Below are 19,986 nucleotides of genomic sequence, written 5' to 3' on the forward strand. Positions count from 1 at the left end.
CGCGTCGTTTAAACTCGTCGCGCCCGTTTTGACAGGGATGGATGCATGAGTTTCGTGAAAGTCATGTGGATGGAGCATTCGGAGCCCGGCGACAACAGCGACATCGAGATCCAGGAGCCGTCCATCGCACAGATCGAGGAGGCGATCGCGGGCATGAATGGCTTCAGCTGCTCCTACGTCATGCTGTTTCCCAGCGACGAGACCTCCGAGATCTATCTGGCGATTGCCGGCGGCACGCAGGGCTACTACTTCGTCTCGCATTGGGACGGTGTGGCAGGCGTGGAGATCGAACTGGCCAATCCCCGTGAGACCTCGCAGGACTACGTCGACGTCGAGCTCGGTCAGATCTCCAGGCGCAAGGCTTGTCAGCTGGTCGATCGGGACACGGCGCAGCGAGTGGCGAGGATCTTTGCGGAGACCGGGAAGCTCGCGGCGGAGTTGCCGTGGAAGCAGGCGTAGTGGCGCTAGCGGAATTCGTGAGTCACTTTGACGAACGTGAACCGCTGGCGCAGGTCGCCCTGAGACATGTCGTAGCCGGCGGACTGGCCGACTTCGGCGAACCGCGCCGGCTCGTCAAAGACATTCTCCACGCCCAAGGTGAGCCTCGACCCGCGTAGTCCGAGGAACCGGTCGAAGAGATGCTCGAGATCGACGGCGACCTTGAGATCGACCAGCGTCTGCGCCGGAATCATGCGACCGGTAGGCTCGATATACACATCTTCGTAGGCAGGCACGTGCCTGAGCGTGGTTGCGACTGTTCCGAACGGGCGTTGCAGTTCAATCGAGGCAACGGCGCGCCATCGAGGAATGGTGCCGTAGGGATTGGCGATGCCGGCCCGGTCCTGCTGCGGCAATCCAGGCAACTCGGCGCTCGAGTATTTGTCGACGACGGTGATAGCGAGATTCGTTGTCACGTTGCCGAGCGACGTATCGGCGTCCAGCGATGCTTGCAGGTCTACGCCGTGGGTCTCGAGTCGGCCGCCATTGATTCGCGTGATGTCGATGCGTCGTAACGGCCCGGGCCGCCCGATGGCCTGGTCGGCTTCAGTCGTGCTGCTGCGGATGATCTGATCCGAATAGATATTTTCGTGGGCCAGCAGGAAAGACAGAGAGGGCACGGTGATGCGATCATCGAGCCGGATCCGCCAATACTTTGCTCCCAGTTTCCTCAACCAGCGCGCCTCGGGCAGCCACGAGAATCCGGCCGTGAAGGTGTGCGCTGTCACAGGTTCGAGCCTGGCTGGGCTGCCAACGAGGACGTCCACGACGCTTGCCTCTTGCCGCGCCGGGTCGAAAACGCCCGTCTGGAAAAGCCAGGCGGGTTGCGACAGGTTTGCCAGCGACGCTGCCCGCACGCTCTTGCCGCTCGCAGCGCGTACTTTGAATGAATCGAGCGGCTGCCACTCCAGGGCGAGTTGCGAGCTCAGCAAATCACCGACGTCGCTGACCCGATCGATTCGTGAGCCGGCGCTGAGCGTCGTCGAAGCAGTCAGTGGTATGCCGAGCTGAGCGAATGCCGATGCCACCTGCCGTTGTAGCGGTGCCGAAGTGCTCATGGCCGAGTGGGTGTGTTCCCATTCACCGCCGAGCAAGGTCGAGATCCGGCGCGGGCCGATGCCGAGCTCGCCGCGCAGGGTGCCGGTGAGTGTGGTGGTGTCGGACTGAAAATAGGTACTGCCGGGCGAGTCGCGGATCTGCTCGAGCAGCCTTTGATCCCAAGGGGATGCAGGATCGAACACGTTGAGGGCGCGACTGGGATCGCTCTGGGCCAGGGCTTCGTCGAGGCGTTGCTGATCCAGATCGTTGGATGAAACAACCCTGGCGTTCTCCTGCGTGTTGGCCGCGGCGAACTCCCAATGCCACGACGGCCGGTCGCCTTTGATACCGACGACCGAGCGTACCAGTGTGGTTTGAGTGTCGCGTCGTCGGGGGCCCACTTCCGGCAGGAGGCGAGAGACCAGCACCTCGGTATCGAAGGGATTGTAAGGGTTGGACGCGGGCACGACTTGTGACACCACAGGTGGGCTGAACTGCTGCCGCACCTGCCGGTCCGTGAGCAGAAGTTCGCCAAACGCCGTCAGACGCTCGGCGAGCTGGAGGTTGCTCGAAGCGACCACACTGTTGCGTCTCACCGAGGGCAGCACGGAGTAGTAGCTATTCACGCTTGCTCTGTCGATGCGATAGTCGCTGCCGCCGAAACGCCGATAGTCCTGATTACGCCAGCGATCACGCGCTGCTCCTAGTAAGGGGGCGCGATCGAAATGCTCCAACACGATGCTGCTCGTGAGGCGCCGCCCGCCGAGGCCTGCAGCGAACCCGACGAGACGTTCGGTGGCTCCTCCGTCAGAGCCGCCATACTGGATCTCCACAGTGGGTTTCGCGATTTGCTTCCTCAGTTCGAGATTCACCAAGCCGCCGGCCGCGGACGGTCCGAACTCCACGGCTGTTGGCTCGAGTTCGACACTCATGCCCGCGATCGCCCCGATCGGTAGCAGGGACAGGTCGAAGCTGCCAGCGCTTTCACCTACCGTCGGCGGCACGCGCCGGCCGTTGAGAGTGACGACGGTGGCATCGAAGCCGAGTCCGCGAAGCTCGGCGAACTGAGCGCCATTGGCACGGCGGTTCATCGGAAACGGTTGCTGGCTCAGGTTGATCAACAGACTGCCGGTCTGTGACGGGCTCCGCTTCTCGATGTCTTCTCTATCGAATGTGATCTCGGCGGAGGAGCTCGATGGCACTTTTCGAAAGTGCCGTTTCGCGGATACGACCACCGTCGGTTCGGGGGCGGTCTCGGCTCGAAAGGTCGGCGGTCCTCGCCGGGCCGGCGCTCTGGCTCTCTCATCGACTGGCCTGGGAGCGGTCAAGATGATGAAGGCATCATCCTGCATGGTAAAGCCGAGCGGGGTGGAGCGCAGCAGTGCTTTTAGTGCCTCCTCCGCGGTATAGCTGCCCATGACCGGACCGAGCTCGAACGGCGGCTCATCGATACTGATGACGCGTCGGCCGGTCTGACGTTTGAAAGCTTTCAACGCATCGATCGCCGGCTGACGGGGAATATTCAGCCGATAGGTGGCGCTCGTCGTGGCGGCAGCAGCCAATGGGCCGCGCGCCCCGGCCAATGCGGCGATCCATACAAACAATGATAGTGCTCCAGCGAATATGGAGCGCGCAGAGTTCCCCACGTACCTAGAGATCGGACAAGCAACTCCCTGTGCCCTGTGGGCAACGGCAATTTCCGGGTGACGTCGATTTTTGCGGGTCACCCGCTTTCTCGCGCCAGTCGTACGCAGGAGACCTACGAACGAGGCGTGCATGGCCGCCATAAAAACCACGAAGCCGGGAGCACCGGCGACAACCGAACAGTCGCCGAGCGCCGGTCGACTGCACGACGCCTATCGGGCGAGTCGGCAGCGCTTGATGAATCTGGTACGACGCCACGGCGCTTCGAAAGAGGACAGTGAAGATGTCGCTCAGGCCGTTGCGATGAAAACGCTGCGTCGTGAGCGGACCGAGCCCGTTGCGAATATCAAAGGGTACTTGTACGTCGCGGCCAGGAACGCCGCCAGGGACCTGCACACGGAGCGCTCCTGGGAGTCGGGCGGACGCACAGACTTGCTCAGCGTGTGTGCGACGGTCGCGCAGTCGGCGGAAGACACGGTTACGACGCATGATCTGTTGGTCAAAGCGCTCGAGCAGCTTCCTCCGGAACAGATGCAGGCGCTGTGTCTGGCGAAGATCGATGGACTCACCCATCAGCAGATCGCCACGGAGATGAACATCTCCCCACGTCGGGTGCGGACCTTACTCGCCAAGGCGCTCGATCATTGCGTCGAAGTCTGCCGCGCGGCGGGCGGTGCCTCGTGAGGCCGAACCGGGGAACGAAGGCCGAACGGCGGCGGCGTGCCCAGGCTTCCGCGTGGACGATGCACCAGGGGGATCTGACGGACCGTCAGCTCGCTCAGTTCGAGAGCTGGCTGGAATGCGAAGAGAACCGCCTGGCGTTGGACGAGGCGCTGCGTACATGGATTCAGATGGACGAGTTGTTGGCAGCGATTCAGGCGCGGGCGCGGGCGCGGGCGAAGGTGCGTCGACGTAACAAGTGGCTGGCACTGGTGGCTGCTGTTGCTGCTTTCGCAGTCATCGGAACGTTGCTGGTGATGAAGGACCGCCCGCAGCTGCAAATCGTGGAAGCGGGCCAGGAGGCGGTGATCGACTACAGTCTGCAGGACCGTTCGGTCGTGAACCTGCGGCCAGGCACTCGACTGAGTTTCGCGGTGAGCGATGCGGAACGACTAGCGCGCATGACGCAGGGCGAAGCTTTGTTCGAGGTGGCGACCGATCCGCTGCGGCCGTTCATCGTCAATGCGGGCGAGCATTTCATCAAGGCGGTTGGCACGCGATTCGCGATTCGCCTGCACGATACTGCTCCCTTGGTGATCGTCCAGGAAGGAATGGTTGCGGTAACGCGCTCGGGCGTGGACAGAGAGGTGCGAGTGACGGCCGGCGAGCAACTGGAAGTCGCGCGCGGCGGCGAGATCATCGTCAGCAAGGTCGACGCGAAGGCGCTGTTGAAATGGGCGCGCCGGCCCGTCGACGTCTCCGACATGACGATTGGCGAGGTGGTCGACGCGCTCAATCGCCATAACAAGGTGCGGATCGAGATCGTCGATGCCGAGGTCGCCCGCAAAGTGTTGAATCTGGGCTATTACTATCTCGACGAACCTGAGGGCTTCGTCAACTCCCTGACGGTCGATGGCAAATTCGCCGTCGAACATTCCGACCCCGAGACCTTGCGGCTGTCGAAGGGGCCTCGATTCCAGCACTGAGGACGGCGATGCCGCCGCATGCGCTACCATCGCGGCATGAGCAACGTCCAAGCGCTACTGGCCCTGCTGGGCATCGAGCATCCCATCATTCAAGCCCCGATGGCCGGCGTTTCGACGCCGGCACTGGCCGCGGAGGTGTCGAACAGCGGCGGTCTGGGCTCGCTCGGATTGGGGGCGAGTAACGTCGAGCAGTCGCGAGCGGCGATTCGGGCGACGCGAGCGCTCACGTCGCGGCCGTTCAATGCCAACTTGTTTTGTCATCGGCGTGCGACGGCGGATGCCGCGCGCGAGGCGGCGTGGCTGGCGTATCTGGAGCCGCACTTCATCGAGTTCGGCGCCCGGCCGCCGCAGGCGCTGAAAGAAATCTACGAGACGTTCGTCGACAACGAAGCGATGCTGGCCATGCTGCTCGAGGAGCGGCCGGCGATCGTGAGTTTTCATTTCGGTCTGCCGGCGGCGCAATGGGTCAAGCGATTCCGTGCCGCCGGGATCGTGACGCTGGCCTGCGCGACGAATGCAGCGGAGGCGACGCTCTGCGAGCGCGCAGGTGTGGATGCAATCGTCGCGCAGGGCGTGGAAGCGGGCGGTCATCGCGGAGTGTTCGAGCCCGAGCGCGGTGATGACGGCATCGGCACGTTCGCGCTGATTCGAATGCTCGCGAAACAGTGCGCTGTGCCTGTGATCGCCGCGGGTGGCATCATGGATGGACGAGGCATTGCCGCTGCAATGACGTTGGGCGCTTCCGGCGTGCAACTGGGAACTGCGTTCGTGCTCTGTCCTGAGTCGTCCGCGAATGCGGCCTATCGAGAACAAATGAAGAGCGAGCGTGCGCGCCACACGCAGATCACGGCGGCTATTTCCGGTCGAGGGGCGCGGGGACTGCCGAATCGGATGTATGAATTGATTCGCGCAGGCGCGCCAGCATTGCCGGATTACCCGATCGCCTACGATGCCGCGAAGGCCTTGCACGCGGCGGCGAGCGCGCAAGGCAATCATGAGTTCGCGGCGTATTGGGCCGGGCAGGGGGCGCCGCTGGCCCGCGAACTGCCGGCGGCGGTGCTGATGAGCCAGCTCGTTCAAGAGTGGCGTGCGGCGTGCGGCGAATAATAGAATCGCCCGCTTCCGATGAGCTGATGAGAAACGGATGACCGTAACGTCGCAGACCGCCGACCCGCGCGTGCCACTCCGATGTCGCTTGTGCGACGGAGCGCTCGTGCCGCGCTTTTCGCTGCGAGTTCTCGAAAAACACGACGTTGCGTACTTGCGATGCGAGCAGTGCCAGTCGCTGCAGACCGAGCCGCCGTACTGGCTCGATGAGGCCTACCGCGAGAACAACTTATCGAATCTGGATACCGGCGCGGTCCAGCGCAATCTGCAGAATCTGGCGGCGTGCTGGTCGATCGCGAAGCTGCTGGGCTTGAAGAATGTGCTCGATATCGGCGGCGGCGATGGCTTGCTCTGCCGCCTGTTGCGTGACTACGAGATCAACTGCTACGTGCACGATCGTTACGCGAGGCCGACCTACGCGCAGGGGTTCGAACATCCGGACTTCGCAACACCCGAGTTGATCGTCGCGTTCGAAGTCCTGGAGCACTACCCGCAGCCCCGCGACGATCTGGAGGCTCTGTTCAAACAGGGGCCGAAGGCGGTGCTGGCCAGCACCGGCCTCTACACGAATCAAGGCGAGGACTGGTGGTACCTCGCGCCTCAGGCCGGGCAGCACATCTTCTTTTACAGCCGCCGGGCGCTGGATCAGGTGGGGCGCAAGTACGGCTATGACTTGCTGGTCAGTGGCGGGTACCTGTTGTTTCTACGCTCGGGCACGTTCGCGGGCATGCGTCCGGCGCTCGCAAAGCTCATGCTCAAATCCAACGCGCGCCGCTGGATCAAGGCGCTGCTCGTCATGCGTTCGGCCGAGGGCGTGTGGAAAGATCACACGCAGCAGATCGAGAAATCGAAATCAGGCGTGCGTCGCTGAGCTGCGCGGTGTGACTTCCGGCAGCCGCTGTTGTCGCGGCCCCGCGCTCGACTCACGTTCGATGAGCGTGCATGGCAGGACTTTCTGAGTTCGTTTGTTTTCATCCGCGTCGCCGGCCATCGCCGCGGCGTGCAGCATGCGAATCGCGCTTTGAGCCATCTCCGCAATGGGTTGGCGCGCGGTGGTGATTGCCGGTGAAACGATGGACGCGATGGGTGTGTCGTCGAAGCCGACGATGGTCAGATCCTCGGGCACGTTGAGATGATGACGATGCGCGACCGAGATCGCCGCCGCGGCCATATCGTCGTTGCAAGCGATGATGGCGGTGCAGGCGGGGAAGGACTTCAGCAGGCGCTCCGTGGCGGCGAGCCCCGATTGGAATGTGAAATAGCCTTGCTCGACCGGGCACTCGGTGAGGTCCGCCGACGCCATGGCTCGCAGATGTCCACGCAAGCGCTCGGCTCCGCCCTTGGAGGCGGGATCGCCGGCGATGAAGCCGATGTGCCGATGACCGAGCTCGATGAGCCGCGCGGTCATCCGGCCGGCAATGTCGAAATGGTCGGCGGAGACACTGAACGGATGAATCTCCAGGTTGGCCGGCGAGATCGCGACCCAGCGGGCCTTCGCTTCACGCAACAGTTCGAGCACGTCCGGCGCGTCGCACGCCGGCGAGGGCAGCAGGAACGACGTCACTCCACTGCGCAGGAGGGATTCGATCTCGGAAGTGCGGTCGAGAGAGTCGGCATCGGCGGTCAAAGTGAGTTGCATGCCGAGCTTGCTCGACTCCTTGAGCGCGCCGGTCAACAGCTCGCTCAGAAAGGCCTGGCTGGGGTTTGAGTACACCAGGCCGACGCGCGACGGACCGGAGCCGGCCAGGGCGCGCGCCGAAACATTCAGCCGGTAGTTCAGCTTTTTGACGGCCGCCATGACCCGCTCTTGCAGCGGGGCGCGTACCAGATGTCCACCCCGCAGGACGCGGGACACGGTCATGCGTGAGACGCCGGCTTCGTCCGCCACATCGTCGATCGTGACTTCTTGTACCTGACGACGAGGTCGCCGTTTGTCCTGCGTAGCCAGCGCTGTCTCCGCCAGAATTTGACCGCAGCGCGAGGATGCGCTGCGGCTCGGCGGGGCGTCAAGCGGGCGACTTAAGGTCCAGTCGCAGCTTTCGTGGCGTTCAGGAATTGCTCGGCGGCTTCCCGGCCCATGTATTTGAAGAGCTCGCGCTGTTCGACGCGAGTCAGGTCGACGACGATCATGCCGTCGACCACGTCGCTGAAGTTGGCGTCGACATTGAAGCCGACGACGCGGGCGCCGAGCTTCAGATACTGTCGCAGCAGCACCGGCACGCCCTTGCCATCCGGCTCGATCTTTTCCATCAGTTGCGACAGGCCATCGAGATCGCCGAGCCCGGCGAGATCGCCGCTCAACGCGGCCAGCGAGTGGGTGCGACGGAACGGCCGTCGGGGCTTGATCAGTTGCGCCAGCTGATGATCGAAGCAGCGCCGCTTGATGAAGTCCACCAGCAGCGCCTGCGAATGCGGCCGGTATTCGGCGCTCATGCTGACCGGTCCGATCAGCACGTTGTAGCGCGGATGACGGACCACGTATTGAGCGATGCCTTTCCATAGCAGCATCAACGCGCCGAAGTTGCGTTGATGCTCGGGCACGATGAAGGAACGTCCCAGCTCCAGCGCGTTGCCCACGGCACGCAGGAATGGCGCGCCGTAAGAGAACAATGAGTGGGTGTAGAGCCCGCGTCGGCCGTGCCGGGACAGGATCTCGTCGACGTGACCGATCCGGTACGCGCCGATGATCGTGCGCTTCTGCGTATCCCACGAGAACATGTGGACGTAGTGATCGTCGTACTTGTCCAGATCGCGGCTGCGGCCGGTGCCTTCATCGACCGCGCGGAAGGCGATCTCGCGCAGACGACCGATTTCACGCAGCGTCCATGGAATCTGTTCGGCGCGAGCGAACATCACTTGCGCGCCTTGCATCGAGGCGAGCACGTTCTGCGGCGGCAGATTGCTGATCTCCGCTTCGAGCAGGGCGCTTGCAACCGGCTCGGCAGTGGGCTCCGGAGTGCGAGCGACGCGACGCTGAACGGTGCGATGGGCTTCCAATGCATAGGTGCTCAAGCGCAGCGAGCGCGCCAGCGCCACATCGTCAGTCTCGCCGGCGAGCGTGCTCGCCTTGATCGCGCGACCGACGGTGACTGGGATCACGTGATTGCGTTTGTTCAGAAACTCGTGCGTCAGCATCACCGTGCGCATGCGTGGATGGAGCAGGCCGAGCGTCTGGAAGATCGAGCTGTTGCCGCCGCCGAAGTGCAGCGGAATGACCGGGCAGCCGCACTTTCTCAGCAAGCGAGCCGCTGTCTGACTCCATGGTGGGTCGCAGACGCGTCCGGCGGAAAGATGCAGGTGAGACACGACACCTGCAGGAAACAAGATGATCAGTCCGCCATCATGGACGTGCCGGAGCGCGGCGCGCATGCCGCGAACATTGGCCTGAGCGGCGCGAGATCCGCCGAAGACATCGACCGGAATGATCGCATCGCTGAGCTCCGGGATTCGTTGCAGCAGCTGATTGCCGAGCAGCTTGCTGTCGGCACGCAGGCTGAGCAGCAGCTGAATCAGATACAACCCTTCCAGACCGCCGTAGGGATGGTTCGCGACGATCGCGACCGGGCCGGTCTTGGGAATCGCTTCGAGGCGCGCCGGATCCAGCTCGAAACGAACCTGCAATAGTTCGAGCGCTTCGCGCGCGAACTGTGCCGGCGACAGATCGCGCCCGGCGAGCTGGCGATGAATGTTCGCCAGTCGCTGAAATGCGAGCGCGCGCTCGGCGACATTCAGAATGAGAGGACCGACCGCGGGAACGCGCTTCAACGGTCCAGTGAGTTCGAACGGTGACGCGGAGATCGGCATCGATCAGTCAAGCTCACGCCTTGGATGGGCGCGTAACTTAGTCGGGAAAGATGACAATCGCGTTGCGCTCGTGAGCGCCGGGCGAAATATGAGACGCCGGGCACACGATCGCGTGCGGGCCGATACACGGCCCCGGGTGGATCAGTTCCGACCGAGCGATGTTTGCTTCAGCGGTTGTTTGACGAAGGTGTTGGAGTACGGCACCTGACTGGTCGGCTCGCCGCCGCCGTCGTCGTCGGTGGCAATCATTCTGAGCCTGAGATCGGCATAGGTCTTCACCAGCGAGGCGCGCACCGTGTCGACGTTGGTGTCCATGATCGCGGCGATTTCACTATGTTTCTTGCCGAGCTTGAAATAGCGCAGGATCTGATAATCGCGCTCCGGCAATTCGCGCAGATAACGCTCCATCGTGGCTTCCTCGAACGGCCGCGACTGGAACCCCAGCTTGGCGAGCTCGTTGACGGCGCGGTCGATGATGGGCCTGGCATCGACGTCTTCCGATTCAGTGATCGAGAGTTTGCGCAGGTCGGCGGCGGTACGATCCAGGATCCGACTGACCGCGTCATTGGGCATGCCGAGATCCCGGGCAAGTCGGGCACTGGCGATGGATTCCGAGCCTCGCTGCCAGCCGAATCGCTCCAGCCATTGGAGCATCTTGGTACGCAGGGACCTCATCTCTTCTTCGAATGCCTGCATCATTGGCTTGGCCTGAGGTATATGACGCCAGAACGAAAGTTAAAGTATTTCGGCAGTAATGCACAATACGCAGGGAAGGCGGCCACAACGCCCGAATCCCTGGAAAATAAGTGTTTCGAGGAAGGCTACCGGTGGAAGTACTAACGGATAACGACGGGGAGCTCGGCAGCGTAATGTCACAATTGCGCATCCTGGGCGTGAGGCGCGGCGGTGTGCTGCTAGTGCACACGTCATTTCGTGCAGTGCGTCCGATCGAGCGCGGGCCGCTGGGGCTGATCGAAGCTTTGCGAGATGCGTTGGGTCCCGAGGGAACGTTGGTGATGCCGTCGTGGACTGAGCTGGATGACGAACCGTTCGACGCGCACACGACGCCCAGCGCTCGCGATCTCGGTGTCGTCGCGCAAACATTCTGGCGACTGCCCGACGTTCGCCGTAGCAATCATTTCCATGCATTCGCGGCGCTCGGCCCCCAAGCCGATGTCATCACTGCAGATCCACTGCCGCTGCCGCCGCACATTCCGGCGAGCCCGGTGGGGCGAGTGCATGATCTGGATGGCCAGGTGTTGTTACTCGGCGTGGGTCACGATGCCAACACGACGCTGCATCTGGCGGAGCTGATCGCCGGGGTGCCGTATCGAACGCCGAGTCATTGCACGGTGCTGGAGCACGGCCGGCCGACTCGTATCGACTACGGCGAGAACAATCACTGCTGTGCGCGCTTCGCGCTGGCGGACGATTGGTTACGGTCGCGAGAGCTGCAGGCTGAAGGACGAGTGGGGCAGGCGCACGCCCGACTCGTCGGATCGCGCGACGTCGTCAGTGTCGCGCTCGAATATCTATCCAGGGACCCGCTGTTATTTCTGCATCCCGTCGGCGCGGGATGTGAGGAATGCGATGAAGCTCGTCAAACGGTCGGCACGGCGCCTTTCATCAGGAACACGGGCTGATTCGCGGCCTTCGACGACACGCTGATCCACTGCCACGCATCGATGCTCGGAGGCAGGTCGGTGCTGGCATCGTCGATCAGTTCGCAGCCGCTGCTGTGATGACTCACGCTCTGCGCCGCCGCGTCCGCGGACGGAAACGAGCCGACGAAGTCGTCGTTGAGCCACAGCTCGCAGCTCATGGCGTCGTCGGTGGCCGCGCGGATGGTCAGCGTGCCCGCGGGAATGACAGTGGCGTACATGAGAACCTCCGTCCGCTGATTCGCTGTTGTCAGAGGTCGAAACCATATGCCTGCCGGGCTCGGTTTTACAATCGGATTTCCGTAGGAGATCGGCGACAATTATTGTCGGCGAATCGGCGCAACAGGTCGAAGGAGGGCGTGCGCGTCGCGACCTAACCTGAGTTATACGCGCACGAAGTGTGGGATTACGCGGGCTTAGGGGACGATGCGCGGCTGTGTCTCAACTCCAGCCGCCGCATGTCACTGCTGTTGCTTGCACGCGTCATTGAAGCATATGACGCGTTTTTACAAGCTTACTTCTTGCCGTTCTTGCCCTTGGGCTCGTCCTTGGCTTCTTCGGTCAGGCTCTTGTCGAGCTCGGGCAGCGCCGGCAGGTCCTTATCATCGGCCAGCAGCGGCTTGAGCTGTTCGTGCAGCTTGGTCGCCAATGCGTGGGTCTCGGTGTACGCGGTCACCAGCTTGGCGCTCTTTTCGTTCGCCTTGGTGAGCTGCTCCTCGGTCTGCTGCTTTTCCTTGCGCAGTGTCGCCATGTTGGATTCGGCCTGACGGCGGCCATCGGCCTCGTCCTGCTTTTCCTTGCGCAGCGCCTTGAGCTTCTTCACCACGTTTTCCGGCGTGTCCGCCAACGCGGCGTTGATCGCCTTGACCGTCTTGTCCCTCTCGGCCACGACGCTCTTCATCTGCTGCATTTCTTTGGTGAAGTTGGCGCGCTCGATCTCGATCTGGCGAGAGGCGCTGTCCTGCGCGATGCGGACCTCGTCGGCGGAGGCCACGGCGATGGCACGTGCCTTCTCGGCGATCTGCAGCTTCTTCTCCATCTCGGTGATCGCCGTCTTCGCTTCCTGGCGGGCGACGGCCACGCTCGAGTCGGCTTCGGCAATCTTCTTGATGACTGCGTCGAGCGCTACTTTGAGTTCATCCTGAGAGCAGTTGGGATCCAGCTTCAAGGCATCGGTCGCCGACCGCATCAAAATCTGCTTGCTGATCGCAAGCTCTTTCCAAACTTTCAACTGCAGCTCAAGTTGCGCTTGTTCCACATTCACTTCCTGGGGTTGGTTACGGGGAGTAGACAAAACGATAGCTCGCCATTGAGGCCAATTATTGGACAGACAGGCAGAGGGAGATTTTCGGGGCGCGGATTGTATGCCAAAACGCGGCCGCTGGGGCCGCCTCTAACACGGGTTTCACCGTGAAATTCGACTCAATCGGGGGTCAGATTCGCACTCAATTCGCTTCCAGTTCGTCTCAAAGCGCCGCGACGGCGGCCCTCGGGGCGCCTCGGGACGTGCTCCCGAGATGGGGCAGGCCCTGAAAAATCCAAGGCTTAGGCGCAAAAATTATAGTCCGACGGGCGCTCGCGCGGGGGCGCGGGCCGCACCCCCTGAGTCGGCAGAATCCGTTGGACCTTGAGCTCATGCGGTCAGGGCTCCGGCGATCTGAACCCGGTTCCGACCTGACCTTTTTGCATCGTAGACGGCCTCATCCGCGCGAGCGATGAGGTGTTCGCCCCAGACCCCGAGGGTGTCGCTCGTTGCCACTCCGATGCTACAGGTCACCCGGATGGGCTCGCCGAAGCCCTCGACCCGCACGTCGGCGACCCGATGACGGATGCGTTCAGCGATGGGGCCGGCGGCCGAGATGTCGGCGCTGCTCAGAATGACCACGAACTCCTCCCCGCCATACCGGCCGATGACATCCGACTGGCGCAACTCGGCGTGGATGGGGTCGATGATGGCGCGCAGACAGGCATCGCCGGCCTGATGGCCGCGGGTGTCGTTGATCTCCTTGAAATGATCCAGGTCGATGAACAACAGCGCGATGGGCAGGCCGCGTGCCCGTGCCCGCAGACAGGCCGCCTCGAGGCGTTCGACCAGCGAGCGCCGATTCAGCACGCCAGTGAGAGGATCGGTCTGTGCACGTTTTTCAGCATCGGACAGTGCCAGCCGCTGATCGCGCAGTCGATCGGCGACGCCCAGCGCGATCAGCACGGCGGCGGCGACCATCGACAGCGGCAGGCCGTAATAGAGCAGGCCTTCGGCGCCTTCGGGATCGGTGAGCAACAGTCGAATGGCCGTGGCGATGGTGAACCCTTCGAGCAGTCCCCAGGCGATCAGGAACCAGCCGGCGGCCCGGTTGTTTCGCTGCCAGGCCAGGAAGGCGACCACCAGTGTGAAGATGGCGGAGCCCAGGAACACCAGGTTGCCGATCGCGGCCACCACACCGCCCAGGCCGATATGTTGAGCGAGGTTGGCGAAGGCGAGCACCACGAACGTGCCCGCCATCCAGCCGAAGATCGAATAGACCTTGGGCGAATACAGACGCAGCTCGGCGATCTCACGCACGAACAGGCAGGCGGCCGCGCCGCTCAGCGCGGCTGTGACGTTCCATGTGTAAGACATAACGGAGGCGCCCAGCTCCAGCACGGGCCATTCGAAGCCCTGGCCGGAGAGGTAGGCGACATATAACGCCTGCAGTGAGAACAGCGTCGCGTAAAACAGCAGCAGGCGGTCGGAGAGCACCAGCCAGATCAGCAGTGACGAGAACGCCATCGCCATCAGAGCGCCGAACGCGATGGCGATCATGCGTGCGTGTTCGGCACCGGTCGCGAGTGTTTGCTCGAGCGTGGAGACCGAGAACATCAGCCCGTCCCAGCCCTGACCCTGCGGATCGATGCGAACGAACAGCAGCTGACCCTCGGTCAGGCGCTCGGGCAGGGCGAACACCAACTGATGCATGCCGCGGAAGCCGGGCAGGTGAGTTGCCGTTCGCAGCGGCACGGTGCGGCCGTTATCCAGCGTGTAGGCCTGGATCTGCAGATGCCGGCTCTTGCTGATGTTGAGCGTCGGCACCGCGCCGGGCGTGGAGTTTTCTTCGGCGCGAAGTCGCAGCCAGAACGCACTGTCGAGCTTGCGAGCGGCGGCAACGTCCAAGGGTTTGAAGCGTGTGTCGAGTGAGCCGCCGGTCAATGTATCGATGCCGACATCGCCGGTGGCCGGGTCGAGCAGGTCGACTTTCAGGCTGGTGCCGCTCGCGACGATCGACGCCGCGGCGCTGGCCGGGCACGGCAGGGCCAGCAGGCAGGCGCCCAGCGCCAGCAGCCACGTGGCCAACCATTCACGCACGATTTGCCTCCCCAGCCCAATGATGTCCCGACGGTGCCAGTCCGAGCCCGACATCCCCCCGCAGGGAACGGCGCGAAGCTTAACATGGGACACCCCGGCAATATTTGGGCGCGCCTAACGTTTTGCTTCAGGCATCCAAATCGGTGCGTACGCCGAACCTTTGTTCAGGTTGCACCAACTTGGTTATGACAATGCGCGGCTTGAGCAAGATTCTTGGACGCGGCCTGGCGGCGGCGCTGCTGGCACTGGGCGCGACGCCTGCGTCGGCCAATCAGACCTGGGATTTCCGGGTGTTCCTGGATCAGAAGGAGATCGGCACGCATCGCTTCGATCTGGTCGATCGCGACGGCGAGCGTGAGCTCACGAGCGAGGCGCGCATGGCGGTCAAACTGCTGTTCGTGACCGCGTACACCTACGATCATCACGACGTCGAGCATTGGCATGGCGACTGCGTCACCAGGCTGTCGTCGACCACCGATGACAACGGCGAGAAACATCGCGTCGATGTGCAGCGTCGGGACGGCGAGACGGTCGTGAGAACGCTCGACGGCACGCAGCGGCTGGGAGAGTGCGTGCTCACCTTTGCTTACTGGAACCCCGCGATGTTGCGGCAGACGGAGCTGCTCAACTCTCAGGATGGCGAACGGGTGAAGGTGAAGATCACCGATGCCGGCGCCGACGCGATCGACGTGCGCGGCGTGAAGACGCCGGCGCGTCGCTACGAATTGCGCAGCGAGAAGCTGTCGATCGATCTTTGGTATTCGGAGCAACAGCAATGGCTGGCGCTGGAGTCGAAGACCAAGCGCGGCCAGAAGCTGATCTACAAACTGAAATGAGCCCATGCCGATTCGCGGCCGGTGCCGCGATCTGACGATTGCTGAGGGTTGCGCGGGCGAGCGCTGGCCGCTCGCCCGCGTATCGGCTCGGGTCAAGTCGCGTTGGCGGAAGCGATGAACTGCTGAGTGTGGAAGTCCGTGTCTCCCAAGGTCAGATCGATGGCGGTCAGACGTTTGAAGTAATGACTCACCATCAGCTCCTCGGTCATGCCCATGCCGCCATGAAGCTGCACGGCCTGCTGACCGATGAACCGGCCGGCCTGCCCGATGATCACCTTGGCCGCCGACAGCGCGCGGCGTCGCTCGCCCGCATCCGCATCGAGACTTTTGATGGCCGCGAGATAGCTCATCGAACGGGCCTGCTCGCCATGCAGGAACATGTCCGCCATCCGGTGCTGGAGCACCTGGAACTTCGCGATCGGCTGACCGAACTGTTTACGGTTCCTGGTGTAGTCGAGCGTCGTGGCATTCACCGCTTTCATGATGCCCACGGCTTCGGCGCACAACGCGCTGAGCGCCTGGTCGTGAGCCGCTTCGATGGCGGCAAATGCTTTGCCTTCCGCGCCCACGAGAGCGGCGGCGGGGACTGAGACTTTCTTCAGCTCGATGTCGGCGGCGCGCAGGCCGTCGATCGTGCCGTAGTCCTTCACCGTCACGCCCGCGGCTTTGGGATCGATACGAAATACGCTGATGCCGTCGGTGCCGTCTGGTTGGCCGCTGGTGCGGGCGCTGACGAGCAGCTCATCCGCCGCGCCGCCGCCGATGATGACGTTCTTGAGACCGTCGATCACGTAACCGCTGGATGTTTTCTCCGCGCGCGTCGTGACGTGATTGATCTCACCGCGAGTCAGTGGCTCTTGATGCGCGAGGATGACGATGCGCTCACCCGAGGCGATGTTCGGGAGCAATTGCTCAGCCGCGCTCTTGTCACCAATGTGAGTCAGAAACACCGGGGTGATCACCGCGGCGGCCAGGAAAGGCTCCACCACCAGACCCTCGCCCAGCGCATTCATCACCAGCATCGTTTCCACCGGGCCGTTGCCCAGGCCGCCATGCTCTTCGGGGACGTTGAGCGCGGTCAGGCCGAGGTTCGCGAGCTCTTTCCACAGGTCGCGGCTCCAGCCGCCTGGACCGTGGAGAATGCCGCGCCGGGCCTCGAACGAGTAGTTGTCGCGGACGAAGCGCTGGACCGTGTCGGCCAGCAGCTGCTGTTCTTCGCTGAAATTGAAATCCATGATCTGCCCGTTCTTAGAGACCCAGAATCATCTGGGAAATGATGTTGCGTTGAATTTCGTTGGAGCCGCCGTAGATCGTGACCTTGCGGACGTTGCAGTAGGTCGCGGCCAGCGGCGCGGCGTATTCGGGGCCGGCGACGCTCGCCAGATCCCCTTCCTCGACCGAGTGCCGCTCGAACGGCAGGGCGTAGGGGCCGACCGCATACATCATCAGCTCGCTCAAGGCCTGCTGAATCTCGGTGCCTTTGATCTTCAGAATGGACGCTTCCGGTCCCGGCGCGCGTTTCTCCGATTCAGCCGACAGGGCGCGCAGATTGGTGATCTCGAGCGCCATCAGTTCCATCTCGACCTGCGCGACCCGCGCGGCGAACAGCGGGTCTTCCAAGAGCGGGCGGCCGTTCTTTGTTTCTTTGCGGGCGATGTCTTTCAGACGGCCGAGCTCGCGCTTGGACGCGCCGACGCCGGCGATGTTGGTACGCTCATGGCCGAGCAGGAACTTGGCGTAGGTCCAGCCTTTGTTTTCTTCGCCGATCCGGTTCTCGACCGGCACCTTGACGTTCTCGAACCAGACCTCGTTCACTTCGTGCGCGCCGTCCATGGTGATGATGGGGCGCACGGTGATGCCCGGGGTTTTCATGTCGATCAGCAGGAAGGAGATGCCTTGCTGTTGTTTGGGGGCGTTCGGATCGGTGCGCACCAGGCAGAAGATCCAGTCGGCGTATTGGCCGAGCGTGTTCCAGGTCTTCTGGCCGTTCACGATGTAGTGATCGCCTTGCCGCTCGGCGCGCGTCTTCAACGACGCGAGATCCGAGCCGGCGCCCGGTTCGGAATAGCCCTGGCACCACCACGCCTCGCCACTGATGATTCCGGGCAGGAAGCGTTGCTGTTGAGCGGGCGAGCCGAACGCCATGATCACCGGCGCCACCATCTTCAAACCAAACGGGATGGTTCGAGGGGCGCCGGCCGCGGCGGCTTCCTCATCGAATATATGCATCTCCACCGGACCCCAGCCCGGTCCGCCGAACGGCTCCGGCCATCCCGGCGCACCCCAGCCGCGCTGATACAGCAGCTTCTGCCAGCGGGTGTAGTCCTCGGCTCGGAGCGCGAGGCCGTTCTTGACCCGATGCGCTATGTCCACTGGGAGCTGATCGCGCAGAAACAAGCGCACTTCGTCGCGAAACGCCAGCTCGGCGGGGGTGAAGTTCAAATCCATGGGCAACCTGCTTTGACTGCTATGCAGAACAATAATTCTCGATGCAGATCGGGATGATAGGGGCTCGACCTTTCCATCCGCAACCGAGCGAAACCGCGGCGAGGGTAGCGGGGTCTCGCGCTGTCAGGGCGCATTTCCTCCCGATGGGTTCTTGCCTGGCAAGGCATGCTCACCTACCTTGAACGACGGGCGGCTTGGTTGCGCAGTGCGGGTATGATAATTTTCGAGCAGAATGAGCGCCCGCATTGTGGAATCCACAACAAGGGTGCGGACAAGGACCAGTGGGGGGATTGGGCGCATGTCCCAAAAGCATTTCGATTTCTGGCCTGTAGGGCTGCCACGCGATATCACCGCGCCGGCGACCAATCTGTTTTACAACGTGGAAGTTTCCGCGACTCGATATCCAGACAAAGCCTACCTGATCTTTTTCGAGGCGCCGCTCAGCTACTCGCAGTTCAAGGATGAAGCCGAGCGCCTCGCCGGCCACCTCCAGCAGGACTGTGGCGTCAAAGCCGGCGACCGCGTGCTGCTGGTGATGCAGAACAGTCCTCAGTTCATCCTGGCCTATTACGGGGTGTTGCGGGCGAATGCGGTGGTCGTCCCGGTGAACCCGATGAGTGTGACCGCCGAGCTCGAGCACTATCTCGAGGACAGCGGCGCCAAAGTCGCTCTGGTGGCCCAAGAGGTTTATCCGCAGCTGCAGCCGCTGCTGGGCAAACTCGATCGCACCATCGTCGCGGCTTACAGCGACTACATCAAACCGACGACCGATCTGCGCATGCCCGAGGTGGTGAGCGCGCCGAGGCAATTGATCGAGGATGCGAATGTGACTCTGTGGGTCGATGCGCTGGCGGCGCAGCGTACGCCGGGGCCGCTCACCGCCGGTCCCGACGATCTTTGCGTGATTCCTTACAGCTCCGGCACGACCGGCCGGCCGAAGGGCTGCATGCTCAGCCATCGCAATGTGATGCACACCTTGCTCACCAACGCGTTCTGGTTCGGCGGCAATTCCGATACCAGCCAGCTGGTCGTGCTGCCGTTCTTCCATGTCACCAGCATGCAAGGGGGCATGAACGCGCCGATGTATTACGGCGGCACCATCGTGCTGATGTGCCGTTGGGATCGCGAGGTCGCGGCCGAACTGATTCAGCGTAACAAGCTGATGTCGTGGACCGCGATCGCGACCATGGTGATCGACTTTCTCGCCAATCCGAAGCTCGATCAGTACGACCTTTCATCGCTCATCAAAGTGAGTGGCGGTGGCGCGGCCATGCCGGCGGCCGTGGGCGAACGGTTGCAGCAGCTGATCGGCTCGCCATATATCGAAGGCTACGGTTTGACCGAGACCATCGCGCCGACGCACGTCAATCCGCCGCACCGGCCCAAGCGTCAGTGTCTCGGCGTGCCGATCTTCAACACCGACTCGCGCATCATCGATCCTGAGTCATTGCAAGAAGTGGCGCAGGGCACGGTCGGCGAGATCGTGACCCACGGGCCGCAGATCTTTCAGGGCTACTGGCGCAATCCGCAAGCCACCGAGGCGGCGTTCGTCACGCTCGATGGCAAGCAGTTCTTCCGCACCGGCGATCTGGGCTATGTCGATGAGGATGGTTATTTCTTCCTGGTCGACCGGCTCAAGCGAATGATCAACTGCTCCGGCTTCAAGGTGTGGCCGGCGGAGATCGAGGCGCAGATGTATCAACATCCGGCCATCCAGGAAGCCTGTGTGATCGCGGCCAGGGATGCGCATCGTGGCGAGACCGTGAAAGCCGTGGTGGTGCTGCGGGCCACTCACAAGGGCAAGGTGAGCGAAGCGGACATCATCGAGTGGACCCGCCAGAACATGGCGACTTACAAACATCCGCGGGTGATCGAATTTGTCGACGCGTTGCCGAAGTCGGCGACCGGCAAAGTTCAATGGCGTCAGTTGCAGGAAGCCGAAATGGCGCGAGCCTGAAGGC

At 62.8% G+C, this 19,986-nt stretch carries 17 protein-coding genes; 8 read left to right on the forward strand and 9 right to left on the reverse strand.

Annotation, left to right across the window (positions count from 1 at the left end):
• Positions 1–45 precede the first annotated feature (45 nt).
• On the forward strand, positions 46–459 hold the full coding sequence (locus EKO19_RS24970) for an Imm1 family immunity protein (protein ID WP_129779648.1): 414 nt from the start codon (positions 46–48) through the stop codon (positions 457–459).
• Between the two features lie 5 nt (positions 460–464).
• On the opposite strand, the gene EKO19_RS24975 is transcribed toward EKO19_RS24970, so the two are convergent.
• Positions 465–3,098: a TonB-dependent receptor domain-containing protein gene (locus EKO19_RS24975; protein ID WP_175597179.1), complete on the reverse strand. Its 2,634-nt coding sequence runs from the start codon at positions 3,096–3,098 to the stop codon at positions 465–467.
• A 214-nt stretch (positions 3,099–3,312) separates the two neighbouring features.
• Here EKO19_RS24975 and EKO19_RS24980 point away from each other — a divergent pair, with 214 nt between their 5' ends.
• From EKO19_RS24980 to EKO19_RS24995, 4 genes are all read left to right on the forward strand, one after another.
• On the forward strand, positions 3,313–3,864 hold the full coding sequence (locus tag EKO19_RS24980) for an RNA polymerase sigma factor (RefSeq protein ID WP_129779652.1): 552 nt from the start codon (positions 3,313–3,315) through the stop codon (positions 3,862–3,864).
• A gap of 59 nt (positions 3,865–3,923) precedes the next feature.
• Positions 3,924–4,826, forward strand: a complete 903-nt coding sequence (locus EKO19_RS24985) for a FecR family protein (RefSeq protein ID WP_129779654.1) — start codon at positions 3,924–3,926, stop codon at positions 4,824–4,826.
• A gap of 36 nt (positions 4,827–4,862) precedes the next feature.
• Positions 4,863–5,933, forward strand: a complete 1,071-nt coding sequence (locus tag EKO19_RS24990) for an NAD(P)H-dependent flavin oxidoreductase (protein WP_129779656.1) — start codon at positions 4,863–4,865, stop codon at positions 5,931–5,933.
• Between the two features lie 106 nt (positions 5,934–6,039).
• On the forward strand, positions 6,040–6,804 hold the full coding sequence (locus EKO19_RS24995) for a class I SAM-dependent methyltransferase (protein WP_157995429.1): 765 nt from the start codon (positions 6,040–6,042) through the stop codon (positions 6,802–6,804).
• Here the strand turns inward: EKO19_RS24995 and EKO19_RS38720 are convergent.
• The 3 genes from EKO19_RS38720 to EKO19_RS25010 form a co-directional block, all read right to left on the reverse strand.
• Entirely contained in the window at positions 6,787–7,821 is a 1,035-nt protein-coding gene (locus EKO19_RS38720) for a LacI family DNA-binding transcriptional regulator (protein ID WP_175597180.1), read from the reverse strand. The two genes, EKO19_RS24995 and EKO19_RS38720, sit on opposite strands and share 18 nt — an antisense overlap.
• Positions 7,822–7,952: 131 nt before the next feature.
• Positions 7,953–9,737 (reverse strand): lysophospholipid acyltransferase family protein, encoded by a 1,785-nt coding sequence (locus EKO19_RS25005; protein ID WP_129779662.1) that lies wholly within the window; start codon positions 9,735–9,737, stop codon positions 7,953–7,955.
• A gap of 141 nt (positions 9,738–9,878) precedes the next feature.
• Positions 9,879–10,436, reverse strand: a complete 558-nt coding sequence (locus tag EKO19_RS25010; protein ID WP_175597181.1) for a sigma-70 family RNA polymerase sigma factor — start codon at positions 10,434–10,436, stop codon at positions 9,879–9,881.
• 170 nt (positions 10,437–10,606) lie between these two features.
• Here EKO19_RS25010 and aac(3)-IV point away from each other — a divergent pair, with 170 nt between their 5' ends.
• Positions 10,607–11,380 carry an AAC(3)-IV family aminoglycoside N-acetyltransferase gene (aac(3)-IV, locus tag EKO19_RS25015; RefSeq protein WP_129780285.1) on the forward strand — a complete coding sequence of 258 codons (774 nt, stop codon included), beginning with the start codon at positions 10,607–10,609 and terminating at the stop codon, positions 11,378–11,380.
• On the opposite strand, the gene EKO19_RS25020 is transcribed toward aac(3)-IV, so the two are convergent.
• The 3 genes from EKO19_RS25020 to EKO19_RS25030 all read right to left on the reverse strand — a co-directional run bounded on the left by EKO19_RS25020 (position 11,338) and on the right by EKO19_RS25030 (position 14,741).
• Positions 11,338–11,619: a hypothetical protein gene (locus tag EKO19_RS25020; protein ID WP_129779666.1), complete on the reverse strand. Its 282-nt coding sequence runs from the start codon at positions 11,617–11,619 to the stop codon at positions 11,338–11,340. The genes aac(3)-IV and EKO19_RS25020 overlap by 43 nt on opposite strands.
• A gap of 293 nt (positions 11,620–11,912) precedes the next feature.
• A complete protein-coding gene (locus tag EKO19_RS25025; protein ID WP_129779667.1) occupies positions 11,913–12,656 on the reverse strand; it encodes a hypothetical protein in 744 nt (247 codons plus the stop codon).
• A 375-nt stretch (positions 12,657–13,031) separates the two neighbouring features.
• Positions 13,032–14,741: a sensor domain-containing diguanylate cyclase gene (locus tag EKO19_RS25030; protein ID WP_175597182.1), complete on the reverse strand. Its 1,710-nt coding sequence runs from the start codon at positions 14,739–14,741 to the stop codon at positions 13,032–13,034.
• 200 nt (positions 14,742–14,941) lie between these two features.
• On the opposite strand from EKO19_RS25030, the gene EKO19_RS25035 reads away from it, so the two are divergent.
• The gene (locus EKO19_RS25035) at positions 14,942–15,577 is read left to right on the forward strand and encodes a DUF6134 family protein (protein WP_129779671.1); all 636 of its coding nucleotides are present in this window, start codon (positions 14,942–14,944) and stop codon (positions 15,575–15,577) included.
• A 92-nt stretch (positions 15,578–15,669) separates the two neighbouring features.
• Here the strand turns inward: EKO19_RS25035 and EKO19_RS25040 are convergent, their stop codons facing one another.
• A complete protein-coding gene (locus tag EKO19_RS25040; protein WP_129779673.1) occupies positions 15,670–16,812 on the reverse strand; it encodes an acyl-CoA dehydrogenase family protein in 1,143 nt (380 codons plus the stop codon).
• Positions 16,813–16,825: 13 nt separating this feature from the next.
• Complete coding sequence (locus EKO19_RS25045; RefSeq protein WP_129779675.1) at positions 16,826–18,025, reverse strand: acyl-CoA dehydrogenase family protein; 1,200 nt, start codon at positions 18,023–18,025, stop codon at positions 16,826–16,828.
• A gap of 298 nt (positions 18,026–18,323) precedes the next feature.
• Here EKO19_RS25045 and EKO19_RS25050 point away from each other — a divergent pair, with 298 nt between their 5' ends.
• On the forward strand, positions 18,324–19,982 hold the full coding sequence (locus tag EKO19_RS25050; RefSeq protein ID WP_129779677.1) for a long-chain fatty acid--CoA ligase: 1,659 nt from the start codon (positions 18,324–18,326) through the stop codon (positions 19,980–19,982).
• Positions 19,983–19,986 lie beyond the last annotated feature (4 nt).

It is taken from the genome of Peristeroidobacter soli (assembly GCF_004138485.1).
GTDB classification, from domain to species: Bacteria; Pseudomonadota; Gammaproteobacteria; order Steroidobacterales; family Steroidobacteraceae; genus Steroidobacter; species Steroidobacter soli.

Coding starts and splice junctions, on each gene's coding strand:
- EKO19_RS25050 (WP_129779677.1), top strand. CDS start 18,324: ATGTCCCAAAAGCATTTCGATTTCTGGCCTGTAGGGCTGCCACGCGAT.
- EKO19_RS24990 (WP_129779656.1), top strand. CDS start 4,863: ATGAGCAACGTCCAAGCGCTACTGGCCCTGCTGGGCATCGAGCATCCC.
- EKO19_RS25045 (WP_129779675.1), bottom strand. CDS start 18,025: ATGGATTTGAACTTCACCCCCGCCGAGCTGGCGTTTCGCGACGAAGTG.
- EKO19_RS24985 (WP_129779654.1), top strand. CDS start 3,924: ATGCACCAGGGGGATCTGACGGACCGTCAGCTCGCTCAGTTCGAGAGC.
- EKO19_RS25005 (WP_129779662.1), bottom strand. CDS start 9,737: ATGCCGATCTCCGCGTCACCGTTCGAACTCACTGGACCGTTGAAGCGC.
- EKO19_RS25010 (WP_175597181.1), bottom strand. CDS start 10,436: ATGATGCAGGCATTCGAAGAAGAGATGAGGTCCCTGCGTACCAAGATG.
- EKO19_RS25020 (WP_129779666.1), bottom strand. CDS start 11,619: ATGTACGCCACTGTCATTCCCGCGGGCACGCTGACCATCCGCGCGGCC.
- EKO19_RS24970 (WP_129779648.1), top strand. CDS start 46: ATGAGTTTCGTGAAAGTCATGTGGATGGAGCATTCGGAGCCCGGCGAC.
- EKO19_RS24980 (WP_129779652.1), top strand. CDS start 3,313: ATGGCCGCCATAAAAACCACGAAGCCGGGAGCACCGGCGACAACCGAA.
- EKO19_RS25040 (WP_129779673.1), bottom strand. CDS start 16,812: ATGGATTTCAATTTCAGCGAAGAACAGCAGCTGCTGGCCGACACGGTC.